Source organism: Streptomyces sp. a15 (genome assembly GCF_059026085.1).
Window position 1 is genome coordinate 170,146 of sequence record NZ_JBWLKM010000006.1, and the last position, 15,121, is coordinate 185,266.

The window sequence follows — 15,121 nt, forward strand, 5'->3', positions numbered from 1 at the left end:
CCTCAGCCGCCGTCTGGTTACCACAGGGGTCCTAGTCGCTGTGAGTAACCGTGTGCCCATGTCCAGCAAGGAACAGGAGCTACTCCATTATGTGCGAAAACAACGCCGTGCCCGAAGTCACCAGCGGCCACGACGCCGCCGCGGCCCGAATGTACGGACTCGCCCTGGTGGCCGGCGTGCTGCTGATCGTCTTCGGGAACACCAGCCCGGTCGAGGCCACCGGGTTCGTTTCACCGTTTCTGGTGATGTTCGAGCAGCGCCGCTAGCTTGATCGTGTCGGCTGCCCCACCCCGGGGCAGCCGACACCACACCCCGACGGCCAGCTCGCCCAGGCCCACAGTGCGCCTCCGGCCGTCGGCCCCGCGCCCCGCCTACTCTCTTCTACGTCGACCTCCGCAGTTCCCAGCGTCTCGGTCTGGAAATTCCGAGCAGCCGAAGGCTCCCGGGTCGAAGATTCCGTCATGAACAGCAACCTGCCGGATGATTGGTCCCCAGCGGACAATCCGTACTCGATCGCGCTCTCGGAATCGAGCTGGCTGCGTGCCACGGTCGCTTTGACCGTGGCACGCATGCACGGTGACGACGTCCCAGTCGGCTGGTTCAGCTCCCGGCAGATCGACGCGCGAACACTGGTCGTCGCCCTGCGGCAGCTCCTCGCCGCGGCCAAGCTCGAACGGCTCGCCCTCACAGACCTCGGCATGGATCCCGCGGTGATCAGCGCACTCGATGACGCCGAGCAGGACTTCCTTGACGCCCTGCCGAACATCAAGCACGTCCGTGACGGCCTCACTCACTTCGAAGACTGGGCCCTCGGCAAGGGTGGTGGGCCGCAGAAAGACGCCCGTAAGACCGCTGATCCACGCGACGTAGCCCGCGACTTCTGGAGCTTCGGCTACGACCCGGTCACCGACACCGTCGCCATGGGGCCGTTCACCATCTCCGTCAGCGCGGCAGTCCCCGCCGCCAACGCACTGTTCGATGCGATCTACGCCGCCACACGCGCGGTCGACCAGCGAAGCGCGGCCGAGCTACGGGACCAAGTCGTCCGGGCGCTGACCGACGCGACGATTTCCTGCACTCCTCCGCAGGGCCCGGTCCTCGTCTCGCAGGGCCACGACATGCGAGTCTGGCTCTCCCTCAACCTCAGCAGCGTTCCGGAGGCAGAACACAAGGAACTGGCGGAGCGCGTTGCCGCGGTGATGGCTAACGCCGGGCTGCGGCTGACGTCCTCTGCGTTCCCGGAAGCCCAGGACGTCGCTGCCCGCCTGGTTGTTGACGAGCCGCTGCGCGTGGAGAGGAACGGCCCGTAGATCGGCAAGTCCCCAGGTAGGCCACCGGGGGCCATATCCTCCTGGGCAGTTTCCTCTTGGGGCCGTTTTTCGGTCGTGCGCCTACTCTCGCCAGTTCAGCGGCGGCCGTCGAAGCGGTCGTCATCGGTGTCAGTGGACAGGGTGTCGAGCTGGTCGGGGTCGGCCAGTTCGGTCAGTCCGTGGACAGCGGCGTCCATGCGATCGGGGCTGTCCATACCCTCGACCCAGGTGACCATCTGACCTTCCAGCTCGGGGTATTCGCCAACGTGGTGCACGAGCTGCTGTTCGTACAGCTGTGCCACGGGAGCCGCCCGCAGGCGTTTGCCGACCTTGGCGGTGACCTCCAGGATCATGGGCATGAGGAGCCCCTTGGTGACACCTTCGCGGCGCAGCTGCTCCCACGCCTGGGTGACGATCTGCCGCGCCATGTCGCCGCCGTAGTTCTTTTCGACCACGATCGCGTCGGCCTTGAGTTCAAGGGCGAGACGGCATGCGGCCAGGCCCCAGTCGTTGGCGCCCATGGAGCCGGATCGGTCGGCGAGGACGTACAGCTGCCGGTCGAAGTCGCGGCCGACGCCGATGACGCCCGTCTCGTCGCCAACCGTGGACTCTCCGCCGGCGGGGTCGACGGCGACGACGATGCGCGCCATGTCGAGGCCGGAGAACTGGACGGCGTTGATACGGGCGGTCTCGATCCACTCCCGCCTCCAGACGCCTCCCTCCGGCGGCCGGGGCTTCTGCAAGTAGAGGGCGGCCCAGACGCGTTCGCCAACTCGCTTGCGCGTCTTGGCGTGGTGGGTGACGTCGAAGCGTTCGGGCCACAGCGCCTCGCCAGGAGCGCGGCCGAGCGGGTCGTCGAGGCTGTCGGCGATGGCGGGCAGGTCGATGACCCGCCAGGCGTCGCGCTCGGTGGCGAGGATGCGTCCGGCGAGGTCGTCTTCGTGCCACCGGGTCTGGATGAGGCAGATAGCGCCGACTGGTTCGAGTCGGGTCTGCAGTACCGAAGTCCACCAGTCCCAGGCGCGCTTGCGCATGGTGGGGCTGTCGGCGTCGGCCATGTCCTTGACCGGGTCGTCGACGATGGCGATGTGTGCGCCGCGTCCGGTGAGGCCGCCGCCGATACCGGCCGCGAGGAGGCCGCCTTCGCCGCCGACGATGTCGAAGCGGTTAGCGGCCTGGCTGCCTGCCTTGAGCTGGATGCCGAGGTCGTCGCCCCAGGTGTTGATGGCGTCCCTGATCCACCGGCCGTGATCGTCGGCCAGGTCAGCGGAGTAGCTGGCGATCATCATGCGGTGGCCGGGGTTGCGCCGCAGGTACCAGAGCGGCGCCCACCGGGAGGCCCGCCGGCTCTTGCCGTGCCGCGGGGGCATGGTCAGCATCACGCGGTCGCATCGGCCTGCGGCCATGTCGATGAACGCGCGGTCGATGAGATCCAGGTGCGGGGCCTGCATCTCGCGCCCGCCGGTGAGGACGGCGGCGAGTGCACCTGGCGAGCGGTCCATGGCGAGTTGGCGTTCGACGCGCATCAACTCGGCGCGCAGCGTGGGAGATGCGGCCCGTGCGATGGTGCGGCGCTGCGCCGGTGGAAGGGTCGCGTAGTGGGCGATGACGCTTTCGTGATCGCGCGGGGTCATGCGCCGTCCGGATCGGTGAGCGCGATCAGGGCGTCGAGTTCGTCGACGGTCACGTTTTCGACCTGGACCGGTCCGCTGTCCGGGCCGGGCAGTTCCGTGCGGACGGGCATGTCGAGGCCGAGCAGCCGTGCGCGGCGCTCCATGATCCGCAGGGTGCGGTCGATGGCGGCGAGGTCCTGGTCCCGGACGGCTTTCTTGTAGGCGACGAAGAACAGCCGGTCGAGGCGGTCGGCTTCCAGTGCGCGCAACTCGTCTACGTCGTCGTTGAGTTCAGCACGGCGGTCGGCGAGTGCGGTGCGGACGTCCCGACAGGCGGCATGAATCAGGGCCTCGTTGGTGGGCGGGTCCTGGTCCTTGCGGTACCGCTCGACTCCGTAGCCCTGCGGGTAGGCGATGCCGTCGGAGTTGACGGTCGGGTCGGCGGCGAGCTTGCGGGCGATCGTCAACCAGTCCACGCCAGCGAGGCGCAGATCGATGGCGTCCGAGCGGCGGCGCGCGATGGCCGCACGCGCGGCTTTGTCGGGGCGTCCCACGGCGGGGGTCCTCCACAGCTCCGGTGCGCCCCCGCGCCCGCCACCATGATCGCACCGTGCGCTTGCCTTCTACACCCGCGGCCGGGCGCAAAACTGAACACTCGGGTGCGGGGCTCCCGTCGTCTGCGCTCCATCGTTTTGCCTCCGCGGCATGGGGTTGTCCAGGAGCACCCGGGTCCTACGCCGATAGCTCCAGTACCATCGGTTTTGGGTGGGGGCCTGTCGTGTGCGACGGACTGAGTACGTGGTGGGGCGTCCCCCGAATCTGGGGTGCTCGCCGCTCGGTTCCGCTGGATCTCCGGGACGACTGCACTCCAAGGAATGCTCGTAACGGGGAAGCAGGGCTGGATCCACTCATGACGTACGACATCGCGGCTCCCGAGCCCGCGGGAATGGTGGCTTCGCTCAGCTCCCTGGGGTACTCGCTGCCGGCGGCGATCGCGGACCTCGTGGACAACAGCATCTCGGTGGAAGCCCGAAACATCGACGTCGAGTTCGCCTGGGCAGGACGGGACTCATGGATCGCGGTGGTCGATGACGGATGGGGCATGACCGCTGAGGAACTCATCACGGCAATGACCGTGGCTGCTCGGGGGCCCGCGACATTGCGCTCCTCTACGGACCTGGGCCGCTTCGGCGTCGGTCTGAAGTCGGCCTCGTTCTCGCAGTCGAGGCAGCTCACCGTGGCCACCGCCAAGGCCGGTGGGGAATGGCACACACGCACCTGGGACCTCGACGTCGTCGAGGAGACCGGCGAGTGGCGGCTGCTCCACGGAGCCGACGACGCCACGACTGCCGTGCTGGACAGGGTCCGGCGTGCCGCCAGCCACGGCACGATCGTGCTCTGGCGACGGCTCAACGGCTACCACGGCGGTGACGTCAGCGAGGACGACGAGCGCACCCAGAAGCAGTTCTACGCCGAGGCTGCCCGCACGGAGTCGCACCTCGGAATGGTCTTCGCCCGCTTCCTCACCGGGAGTCGGCGCCGGAATCTGCGAGTGTCCGGAACCTCCGTGGAACCCTGGGATCCTTTCCTGGGCAACCACCCTTCGGTCCAGCGGCTCCCCACCGAGGAGCTCCCTCTAGGTGGCAGTTCTGTACGAGTCGAGGCGTTCATCCTCCCGAGCGCGCACAGGCTCACGCAGGAGGAGTACGACAGAGCCGCAGGACCACAAGGGTGGCTTGACCAGCAGGGTTTCTACGTCTACCGCCGTAACCGCCTGATCCTGGCGGGCGACTGGCTGGGGCAGAGAGGCATGCGCCGTGAAGAGAAGTACAACCTGGCGCGCATCGCCGTCGACATCCCGACCGAGACGGACGCCGAGTGGGGCGTCGACGTAAGGAAGTCGAGTGTCGTCCCGCCCGTCGGACTGCGTCCCCACCTTCACCGCATCGCACGGCAGGCCCGGGCGAGGGCTGCGGATGTGCTACGGCACCGTGGTCAGGTTGCCGCGCGTACCCACGGTGATCCTTTGTCGTACGCCTGGAACGTGCGCCGACCGGACGGCAAGGTCACCTGCAAGATCAACCGCAGCCACCCACTGGTACAGGCTGCTCTGAGACATGGCGGCAACAGCACGGCAGACGTACGGGCGTTGATCCGGCTCTTGGAGGAGACGGTGCCCGTGGCTGCTCTCCGTGTGATGCACGAGACGGACACCAGCGACGACCCGGAACCGTTCGGCGGACCCGGGCCCGCCGACGAGGCGGCGACCGAGGTCGCCCAGCGAATCTACGAGTCGCTCGTCTCGGGGGGCCGCTCGCCCGCTGCCGCGCGCGAGAGGTTGCGGACCATGCCTCCCTTCGACCAACTGAAGGGCTTCTGGAGCGGATGAGCCGGACGAGCCCCCAGGCTGTTGTCGGTGCTCGCCCCTACCCTGCTCGTACCATCTACGTCCCGCTGGAGGTCCCACGTGAGCACCGTTCCTGACGACCCCATGGCCAAGGCCAAGCGCCTGGTTCTCGGGTTTCTGCCACAGGACCGTCAGCCGAAGACAGAGGAGGTACAGAACGCGGTCAACGTCATCTTCGGAATGCTGGCCGCACAGGGAGAATCCCTTGACCGGGACCAGCTGGCCAAGGAGATCGAGGCCATGACCGCCGTGTTCCAGGAGCGGTCCTCGGGCCTCACGGACTCCAAGGGCCACGAGCCGTGGCTGCCGGAGGCGAAGAACGACCGCGACTGGGACTTCTGGGAGCGATACCGGCGCTACCTCGAGGACGTGGTGAGCCTTCCGCCGTGGGTTGTGAGGCGGCTGGACCAGAGCTCCGACGAGGTGTTGAGCCAGCTGGAGGATCCACGCCGCCCTGGTTCCTGGAGCCGCAAGGGACTCGTGATCGGCCAGGTGCAGTCAGGCAAGACCGGTCAGTACATCGGGCTCGCCGCAAAGGCGGTGGACGCCGGCTACCGACTCATCGTGGTGCTTGCCGGCATCCACGACGACCTCCGCAGCCAGACACAGCTGCGGATCGACGAGGGACTCCTGGGTTTCGACACCCAGCACTACAGGCGGTCCAACGAGGTCGGAAAGTCCCGGCTCATCGGCGCAGGCCGGATGCCACTCGCGAAGAAGCTCGACATCGCCTCACCGACGAACAGCACCGCGAAGGGGGACTTCGGCAAAAAGACGGCGTCCCACACCAACTTCCCTCTGGGCAGCTTCCCTGTCGTTCTCGTCGTGAAGAAGCACTGGAAGCTTCTTGAATACGTGCGTAACTGGGTGATCGACGTTCACGGGACCGAGGACGAGAACGGCAAGAAGGTCGTGAAGGATCTTCCCTTGCTCGTCATCGACGACGAGGCTGACAACGCCTCGATCGACACGACCAAGGACGACGACGCGGACCCGACGAAGACCAACGCCGCGATCCGCGACCTCGTCAACGTCTTCGACCAGTCCGCGTACGTCGGATACACAGCCACGCCGTTCGCCAACATCTACATCAACCCTGACGGGAACAACGAGAAGGTCGGGGAGGACCTCTTCCCTGCGAGCTTCATCCGCAGTCTCCCCTCGCCGTCCAACTACCTTGGGCCCGAGCGCGTTTTCGGCCTCCAGGTTGACGACGATGACGAGGAGGACACACCGCCTCTGCCGCTGGTGCGCCACGTGAGGGACGCCGAGGTCTGGCTCCCCGACAAGCACAAGTCGGGCCAGGTTCCGGGCGCAGAGCTGCCTCGATCCCTACGCGAAGCAATCTCCTCGTTCGTGCTCGCGTGTGCGGCCCGACGCGCCAGGGGGCAGACGAGGGTGCACAACTCGATGTTGGTGCATGTCACTCGTTTCACCTCGGTGCAAGGGCTGGTCCGGGACCAGGTCGACGACCACGTGCGTCTCTTGGTCGACACGCTCCGGGACCGCTACGGCAGGGGCCCCGCGCTGCGTGAAGAACTCCGAGCTCTCTGGGAGCGGGACTTCACCCCCACCACGGAGCACTTCCCGACCGACGAAGCCGAGCGCCTCACCTGGGATCAGGTTTCGGCCGAACTCCTGGATGCCATCCGAAAGATCCAGGTCAAAGCGATCAACGGCACGTCCAAGGACGCCCTCGACTACTACGAGAGCCGCAGGAGTGGACTCTCCGTGATCGCTGTGGGCGGACAGAAGCTTTCCCGTGGCCTCACCTTGGAGGGTCTGACTGTCAGTTACTACCTGCGCTGGTCGAAGTCGTACGACGCCCTGCTCCAGATGGGGCGTTGGTTCGGGTACCGACCGAAGCACGAGGACCTGTGTCGTCTCTACACGACCCCAGAACTCCAGTCCGCCTACGTGGAGGTGACCGCCGCGACCGACGAACTGCGCCGGGAAGTCGAGGAGATGGCCACGCTCGGCCTCGAACCGACAGAGTTCGGGCTGAAGGTGCGGTCCTCATCTCTGGGGCTGACAGTGACCACACCCAACAAGATGCGCAAGAGCACGAAGATACTTCTCAGCTACTCCGGTGAGGGGCCGGAAACCGTGATCTTCAAGCTCGCTGACCGGACCGTCGCCCACAACTTCAGGACTCTTGAAGACTTCGTCCGACGACTCGACAGCACCACCGAGCCCAAGCCGACGGCCAAGGGCGACAACCTGCAGTGGGAGGGAGTTTCTCCTGAGCTGGTCTCCGAGTTCCTCTCCGACTACGAGACCGACCCCATGGCTCAGCGGGTCCGGCCGAGGCTCATCGCGAAGTACATCGACCAGTGCGCGAAGGTGGGAGAGCTGGCCGACTGGACGGTGGTTCTGGTCAGCAGCACGACGTCGAAGTGGCCGAAGGAGATCGCTGGACACACCGTCGGCGCTGTGAAGCGAGCCGCGCTCAAGGATGACTTCGAGATCGAGGGCAGGTACACGATTCGCCGGGTCATCAGCCCTCAGGACGAGCTGATCGGTCTCGACGAGATCCAGACGGAGAGGGCACGCGAGGCCGCGCGAAAGGCTGCGGAGGAGGCGGGAAAGGCGGCGCCCCCGCAAAACCCGTCGGGCACGTACATCCGGCGGCAGCGCCGCCCCGATCAAGGCTTGCTGCTGATCTACCCCGTCATGCCCGTCAACAGGGACGGCGTCGCGGTGTCGACCACACCTCTCGTGGGCTTCCAGGTGAGCTTCCCACACTCGAAACACCAGTCAAAGACCGAGTACGTTGCCAACTCCGTCTGGCTCCAGGAGGACGTTTTCTCGATCGTCGAGGAGGACGAGGCGTGACCGTCACGGAGGACGCGTGGCGCGAACTGGAGAGCCCCCAGGACGCGCCGGGGCGTTCCAGCCTCCGTCTGTATCCGGAGTCCCCGCTCGACATCTTCCTCTCCGTCTCCCACCCAGGCCGACAGCGCATGTTGGTCCTCCGAGCGGACGCCCGCTCCGCAGACCCGATCGTGCGGTCGGTGGGTCGCCTTCCCAAGGCTGCCGGAATCGAGATGAACCTGAGCGCGGTGTCCCGGGTCGAGTACGAGCTCCAAGTGATCCTCACCACGGACGAACTCCGTGAAGTCTTCAACCCTCTTGTCAGCGACGTCGCCGACACGGTGAGGGTCGCTCCGGCCGCTGCCGATGCCCTGGCTGCAGCGGTGGACAGGTTCGGGAGGTGGCAGGACCTCCTCCGTGCCGTCAGCAGGGACGGACTGAGCGCCGAGGTACGCCGAGGGCTTTACGGCGAACTACTGGTTCTGGGCGACGTCCTCCTTGCCTCGCTGGCCCAGACCTCGGCCGTGGAAGCATGGACCGGTCCCACGGGAGCCAACCAGGACTTCCAGCTCCCCGAGGTGGCAATCGAGACTAAGGCCAGCGTCGCGAAGCGTCCTGGGAGTATCCGGATCGCCAGCGAGCGACAGCTGGACGGGGCCGCGACCCCGGCCCTGCTTCTCGCCTTCGCGCAGCTCGACGAACGACGCGGTGGATCGGGAGAGAGCCTGAACAGGAGAGTGGAGGGTATACGACAGCAGCTCACGAGTCCCGCCGCTCGAACCCGGTTCGAGGGTCTGCTCATTCAGGCCGGCTACCTCCCCGGACACCGCGACCTCTATGAAGAACCCCGCTACACCCTCCGCGAGCTTCGGTTCTGGCATGTACGGGAAGGCTTCCCCAGGCTGGTCGAGTCGGACCTGCCCGAGGGAGTCGGCGACTGCACGTACAACGTGAGCACCTCGGGTCTGGGCGCCTACCGCGCCACGGCCGACGAGGTGAGGGAACTGATCGGGGGATCCCATGACTGAGCTCGACTTGGCCGAGTTCTCGCGGAGCCTCGTCGCCGACATTCAGGCGACGGCTGACGCCGAGGGGACGACCACCCCGGAGGCGTTCACACGGCGGGTCTTCGAGGACCTTGAGCAGGCCGGCATCGTGTCCAACACCTTCACCGCCTACCACAAGATGCACGGGCACGAGGTTCACGGCTACGGCATCGGCGAGTCAGGCGAGTCCCTGGACCTGTTCGTGACCGACTTCCAGCTGGCGCCGCTGGAGACCAAGCTCACGAAAGCGCAGACCGAGACGTCCTTCAGACGGCTTCTGGCGTTCGTACAGCGTTGCCGGGACGGGCTGCAGCAGCACATCGACGAGTCCTTCGACGTGTACGACATGTGTGCGGCGGTCGAGAAGGCCCTAACCGAGGTGCAGCGGATCAGGCTCTTCCTGCTCAGCAACCGGGTGAGCACCTCGACCGAGGTCCCGGTCTCGCACTTCGACGGCCTGCCGGTGACCCACGAGGTGTGGGATCTGGCGCGCCTGCACCGTCACGCGACGTCGGGCGCCCTCGGCGAGCCCATCATGGTGCCCTTCAGCCCCCCGCTTCCCTGTGTCTCCGCCCCGAGTTCGGAAGAGGACCACTCCGTGGTCCTGGCGGTCATACCCGGAGAGTTGCTCGCCGAGTTGTACTCGGAGTACGGCACCCGGCTCCTCGAACTCAACGTCCGTTCCTTCCTCCAGACACGCGGAGCGGTCAACCGGGGTATCCGGGAGACCCTGCTGCACGCACCAGGCAGATTCCTGGCCTACAACAACGGGATCACCGCGACCGCGTCGCAGGTCGACTTCGTGAGGGGCCCGGACGGCGAGCCGTCCCACATCTCCGGAGTACACGGACTCCAGATCGTGAACGGCGGTCAGACGACAGCCTCGCTTCACTACGCCCGGAGCCGCGACAAGGCCGATCTGTCCCACGCCCGGGTCCAGATGAAGCTCACGGAGGTGGCACCCGAGCGGCTCGCGGAGATCGTTCCGAAGATCTCGGAGTACTCCAACACGCAGAACCGAGTGACGCAGGTCGACTTCAGCTCCAACCACGACTACCACGTGGACATGCAGCGCATCACCCGCTCCCTGTGGGCTCCCGCGACGGACGGCAGCGGCCAGGAGACCCACTGGTTCTACGAGCGGGCGCGCGGCCAGTACACGGACGAGCTGGCGAAGGCCCGCACCCCCGCCAGGCAACGGCAGTTCAAGAAGCTGAACCCCACGAAGCAGAAGTTCACGAAGGCGGACCTCGCCAAGTTCGTCCACTCCTGGAACCAACTGCCGTACCACGTGAGCCGCGGAGCACAGAAGAACTTCGTCGAGTTCATGGTCAACCTCGACGAAGCGCCGCCCCGCGTCGACGTCCAGTACTGCCAGCGGGTGATCGCAATGGCCATCCTGTTCAAGGCTGTGGACCGGATCGCCGCCATCCACGGAGCCGGCAGCCACAAGAGCATGATCACCACTTACACCGTGGCTCGCCTGTCCCTGGCGACGGACCGACGGATCGATCTCGACCGGATCTGGCGAGAGCAGGGCGTCTCACTGGTGTTGGAGGCCGCGATCCACGATCTCTGCCCACGCGTCATGCGGGCGGTGACCACGCCCCTTGAGGGAAACCACGTGGGCGAGTGGGCCAAGAAGGCGGCGTGCTGGGACGCTGTGTCAAGGGTGCCCTGGACGATTCCTCGTGCTCTGGTGTCGGAGCTGTTGGACCATTCGCTGGACGAGGCGGCACTCGCCGGCGGCGCCGGTGGTCACGAGGGCGCGGCCGACGCGGTAGCACTGATCCCCTCCGACGAGTGGTTCTCGATCGAGCGATGGGCCAAGGAGACCCGCAACCTCGAACCCTGGCAGCGACAGCTGGCCCAGTTCGTCGGCAGGCGCCTCGAACTGGAGCAGGAAGTTCCCGAAACGCAGGCCGTCCAAGCCCTGCACGCTCGTACCGAGGCACTGCGGCTGGGATTCACGCCCCAGCCGTAGCCGGTGGTTCGCACCTCATACGAGAACCACTCACATGTCAGAAGGCAGTTCGCCAGGATAGGGCCATGATTCCCGAGTTCGATGTGGACATCCGTCGCGACTACGACCTGGAAACGCTACTCACGGGCTTGAGCACAGAGGAGGTGGCCAGGGGCTTCACGGATCACCACGAGTACAAATGCCTGGGGCTCCCGAGCTGGGAAGAGGCCGCAGAGTGTCTGACGGAGGAGGCCGCCCTCCTGGAACGAGCGGGGAGGTCTGAGGAGCCCGACGGGATGGAGGCGATTCTTGACGAGTTGCACGACGCCGACGACGTCGGCTATGCCGAACTGATGGCGTACACGTTCCGCTGGAACGACATCGGGGTGGCAGGGCTCAGTCTGGCGCTCAGCGCCGCCCGGATTGCAACCTTCTACTCCTGCTCAAGCGGGCTCAACAAGCGTCATCACGCCAAGTATCCAATGGTTGGTGCTGTGCCCGATCCTGAGCGCGCTGGCCTGCTCGCCCGACTGATCGAGGAAAACGGCTGCGGCATCGATCAGGTGTACGGGCGATGGTACATCTACGGGCGCTCCGTCAAAGACCTGCAGGTTCTCGGCAGGGCGGTCCTGGTTGCACGCGATGCCTTCGATGCCCTGCCCCAGCCATCGTGGACCGAAGGGCTCGCCGAGTTGATCGAGGAACTCGCGGACGAGTAGAGCCGCTGATGGCCTGCCGTAATCCCGGCAGCGGCAACCGGCCCCCGTTCGTCGGCAGTCTCGAACCGGAGGAGCAAAGTCCCGAGACGTAGGCCGTTCTGGCCTGTGGGTTCGCACCTCAGCGGTGAAGCCGCCACTCAGAGTGTTCCCTTCTCGATCAGGTCCCTGATCGCGTCCTCGGCCCTCTTGAGTACGATGCGACCGTCGCCGTCACTAAAAGCAACAAGCCCAGTACCAGGTGTGATGCCAGCTTCTGCGAGCAGGCCGAGCGGCAGCTCGACACGCCCCTGGTCATCGACATGGAGTTCGGCTGGTTCTCGGATCATGGGGAGAGTGTGGCACTCTCCCCTCGGAGAACGTCTACAGGCTGGGGCTGTGAGCATGGCCGGAGGCGGCAGGACGCCGGACCAGCAGTGGGTTGCCACTGCTAAGGGGGAGCACCTCCGCGGCAGGCGCGTGAGGGACACCAAGCCGGAAGTGGCACTCAGGAGCGCAGTACACCGGCTGGGCCTCAGGTTCCGTCTCCACAAGCGGGTGGCACCACGGTGCACTGCCGACTTTGTACTCCCCCGATATCACCTAGCGGTTTTTGTCGACGGTTGCTTCTGGCACGGCTGTCCAGATCACTCTCCCGCGGAGTTCCGAGGGCCCAACGCCGCTCTGTGGCAGGAAAAAATCGAGACCAACAAGAAGCGGGACCAGCGCAACACCGAGCAGGCCGCGGCCGCCGGGTGGACTGTGATCCGCGTCTGGGAGTGCGAGATCCGACGCGATGTCCAGGGGGCGGCAGAGCGGGTGGCGGTGATCGCCGACACCGGCAAGGCGGCGCTCCGCAGGCCGGTCACGCCTCGGTGACGGCTGCCAGTGTCAGCAGATCGTCTGCTTCCCGCCGGGGACAGTACGCGGCGAGCGGACACCCCGAGCACATGGGTCGCTCTTCCCGGCAATGATCCAAACCGATAAGACGGATCGCTCCCATGCGGAGCGGTGCTTCCTCTCCCGCCCCCACGAGCTTCACGAGGTTGACGCGGCCCTCACTGAGCCGGTTCGGGTGATCGGTGTCGACGTCGTTTATCCGCGCGGCCACCCGCAGCGTCCCTTGCGCGGCCAGCATGAGGTCCTCTCCGATCAGCAGTCGGTAGAGGGATGCCTCGGCCGGCTTCATGGCCAGCTTGGCAGGTACGTCGAACCGCTTGTTCCACTGCCAGTCGTAGGGCTTGTCCACCAGCGGCGCCAAGCGATCGACTCGGGCTCGGACAGGCGCCGTTGGCGCAGCATCGACCAGCTTCTTGAAAAGAGTCGCGGTGAGCCGCTTCGACTTTCTGACCAAGGCCATCATGTCGGCCATCACGGCCGGCTTGGCCTTCGCTCCGGAGAGTATGGCCACGACGGCAGCATGAAGCGGCACAGGGTCCACGCTGGGGAGCTGATACCAGTCCCTGCCGTCGCGCCGCTGTTCCGCCCACACGGTGAGGGCGCTCCGGACCTCCCGCCAGTGTGGCCGGAGCCCGGCAGTCTCCGGAGCCGCGTCAGCGACGGGCTTCAGCACCGTCGCGGCGGCTGCCCCCAGCAAGGGAGGTACGGCGTTCCCGATCTGCCGGAAGGCGTCACTTCGGGTACCGGCGAAACGGAACCGGTCCGGGAACGTCTGAACGCGCGCAGCCTCGCGCACGGTGAGGGTCCGCAGCTGCTCCGGGTGGATGTACCAGTAGCCGTCCTTGGCGATGTGCGCGGTGATCGTACGGCTGAGTTCGTCCCAGGCCAGCTTCTTGTACTTGTCCGTATAGTTCGTCGCGCTGTACCGCTGGTACTCCATCTCCTCCTTGGTCAGCTTCTTGTGGAGATCCGAGTACTTGGTGTCGGACTCCATGACCTCGAAGATCCGATAGTCGTCTTTACGGACTCTCCGGGTCATGTGGTCCCAGATCACTCCACGAGGCGCGTCTTCCCGCATCCTCGTGGCGAAATCGGACAGTTTGCGCGGCTTTTGGTACTTCAGGACCCGCTGTCCAACTCGCTCTGTCGGGACGACCTCCAGCTCGGGCAGGTCGCCGATGGCGTCGCGAAGGGTGGTGCGCTGCAGGTCGGGCTTCTGCCAGGCGAACTGGTCGACGTCGTTCCGGGCCAGGAGAATGAGACGCTTCCGATGCTGGGGGACTCCGTAGTTCCACGCGTCGACAAGTCGCACCTGCGTCGCGTAGCCCAGGTCCTCCAGTTCATCCTCGATCGTCCGGATGACAAAGAAGTCGTCATGCAGTCCCATGTCGGGGACGTTCTCCATGAGGACCGTCCGCGGGCGGATCCGCTTGACCATGTCCAGGTAGGCGCTCCAGAGCTCCTTCCGGCGGTCCTCCGGGTCACGACCGTGGTTCTTGACGAGGTCGCGAATCTTGTTACGCCCGGCCCGACTGAAGGGCTGACAGGGAGGCCCTCCCGCCACAAGGTCGATCTTGGCAGGCTTGAGGATCTCCTCGAGCCTGTCGCGCTCAGCGGGGTCACCGAGGTCCATCTTCAGGCTGAGGCCCGAGAAGTTCGCCCTGTGCGTGTCCAGCGCCGGGTCGTCGAAGTCCACGGCGGCCGCGATGGTCCAACCTGCCTGCTTGACGCCGAAACTGAGGCCGCCTGCACCCGAGAAGAGGTCGACAGCCAGCCTCTTGCCTTTACCGAAGCCTTCAAGCCACTCCGAGAAGCCCTCGGGATCGCAGCTGTTCTCGTCCGGATCGAGCTTGAGGTAGTCGCTGCGTTCAAGGGGTACGCCGTACCATCCCTTCTTCACAGCACAACCCTCCGTACGCCTGACATGAACGAGCACCAGGAGATCACAGATGCCCTGGTGGAAGCAACGATTCCGGCATGTTGATCAACGGAACTACCTGGGGTGACTGCCCTTGTTCCCCTCGGGTGCCTGCGACGAAATGCGCAGACTCCCAGACAGTGACTCTCGGACCAGCGTTCCGTTGCACGCCGCAGCGATCGATCATAGTGGAACCCGCCGACAGCGTTGCAGGCAGGGTCGGTTCGGGACGCCACCGCCTTCACTCGACCTAGCTAACGACACCGAGAGACTGAAGACACCTTCGAGTTGCTGCGACGGCACCGCAAGGACCCGGGCACCGCTGCCGCCAACCGCACGGAGCGCCGGATCCTGTTCGGGGAGGACCACTCGCAGACCCCGTTGAGACGTCTGGTGACGGGACGCGAACGAGCCAGAGTTGGATCGGGCCCAGAGCCGGAATCCAACTCCGAGCC

At 66.0% G+C, this 15,121-nt stretch carries 12 protein-coding genes; 8 read left to right on the top strand and 4 right to left on the bottom strand.

Annotated features, from left to right (window positions below):
* The first annotated feature begins 89 nt into the window (after nt 1-89).
* Nucleotides 90-266: a hypothetical protein gene (locus tag AC5P09_RS09760; RefSeq protein WP_319671755.1), complete on the top strand. Its 177-nt coding sequence runs from the start codon at nt 90-92 to the stop codon at nt 264-266.
* 195 nt (nt 267-461) lie between these two features.
* A complete protein-coding gene (locus AC5P09_RS09765; RefSeq protein ID WP_493873451.1) occupies nt 462-1,310 on the top strand; it encodes a hypothetical protein in 849 nt (282 codons plus the stop codon).
* Between the two features lie 95 nt (nt 1,311-1,405).
* On the opposite strand, the gene AC5P09_RS09770 is transcribed toward AC5P09_RS09765, so the two are convergent.
* Together AC5P09_RS09770 and AC5P09_RS09775 are read right to left on the bottom strand one after the other, a co-directional pair.
* Entirely contained in the window at nt 1,406-2,944 is a 1,539-nt protein-coding gene (locus AC5P09_RS09770) for a terminase large subunit domain-containing protein (protein WP_493873452.1), read from the bottom strand.
* Entirely contained in the window at nt 2,941-3,477 is a 537-nt protein-coding gene (locus tag AC5P09_RS09775) for a hypothetical protein (protein ID WP_493873453.1), read from the bottom strand. Before AC5P09_RS09775 ends, AC5P09_RS09770 begins: the two co-directional genes overlap by 4 nt.
* Before the next feature lie 356 nt (nt 3,478-3,833).
* On the opposite strand from AC5P09_RS09775, the gene AC5P09_RS09780 reads away from it, so the two are divergent.
* The 5 genes from AC5P09_RS09780 to AC5P09_RS09800 all read left to right on the top strand — a co-directional run bounded on the left by AC5P09_RS09780 (nt 3,834) and on the right by AC5P09_RS09800 (nt 11,872).
* A complete protein-coding gene (locus AC5P09_RS09780; RefSeq protein ID WP_493873454.1) occupies nt 3,834-5,312 on the top strand; it encodes an ATP-binding protein in 1,479 nt (492 codons plus the stop codon).
* Between the two features lie 78 nt (nt 5,313-5,390).
* A complete protein-coding gene (locus AC5P09_RS09785) occupies nt 5,391-8,165 on the top strand; it encodes a Z1 domain-containing protein (RefSeq protein WP_493873455.1) in 2,775 nt (924 codons plus the stop codon).
* Nucleotides 8,162-9,172 (top strand): PD-(D/E)XK motif protein, encoded by a 1,011-nt coding sequence (locus tag AC5P09_RS09790; protein ID WP_493873456.1) that lies wholly within the window; start codon nt 8,162-8,164, stop codon nt 9,170-9,172. The genes AC5P09_RS09785 and AC5P09_RS09790 overlap by 4 nt, the downstream gene beginning before the upstream one ends.
* Nucleotides 9,165-11,174, top strand: coding sequence for an AIPR family protein (locus AC5P09_RS09795; RefSeq protein ID WP_493873457.1), 2,010 nt, complete (start codon nt 9,165-9,167; stop codon nt 11,172-11,174). Before AC5P09_RS09790 ends, AC5P09_RS09795 begins: the two co-directional genes overlap by 8 nt.
* Before the next feature lie 65 nt (nt 11,175-11,239).
* Nucleotides 11,240-11,872 (top strand): hypothetical protein, encoded by a 633-nt coding sequence (locus AC5P09_RS09800; RefSeq protein ID WP_493873458.1) that lies wholly within the window; start codon nt 11,240-11,242, stop codon nt 11,870-11,872.
* Nucleotides 11,873-12,009: 137 nt separating this feature from the next.
* Here the strand turns inward: AC5P09_RS09800 and AC5P09_RS09805 are convergent, their stop codons facing one another.
* Nucleotides 12,010-12,198 (bottom strand): hypothetical protein, encoded by a 189-nt coding sequence (locus AC5P09_RS09805; RefSeq protein ID WP_493873459.1) that lies wholly within the window; start codon nt 12,196-12,198, stop codon nt 12,010-12,012.
* A gap of 55 nt (nt 12,199-12,253) precedes the next feature.
* On the opposite strand from AC5P09_RS09805, the gene AC5P09_RS09810 reads away from it, so the two are divergent.
* Nucleotides 12,254-12,727 carry a very short patch repair endonuclease gene (locus AC5P09_RS09810; protein WP_493873519.1) on the top strand — a complete coding sequence of 158 codons (474 nt, stop codon included), beginning with the start codon at nt 12,254-12,256 and terminating at the stop codon, nt 12,725-12,727.
* Here the strand turns inward: AC5P09_RS09810 and AC5P09_RS09815 are convergent.
* Entirely contained in the window at nt 12,714-14,648 is a 1,935-nt protein-coding gene (locus AC5P09_RS09815; RefSeq protein WP_493873460.1) for a DNA cytosine methyltransferase, read from the bottom strand. The genes AC5P09_RS09810 and AC5P09_RS09815 overlap by 14 nt on opposite strands.
* Between the last annotated feature and the right edge of the window lie 473 nt (nt 14,649-15,121).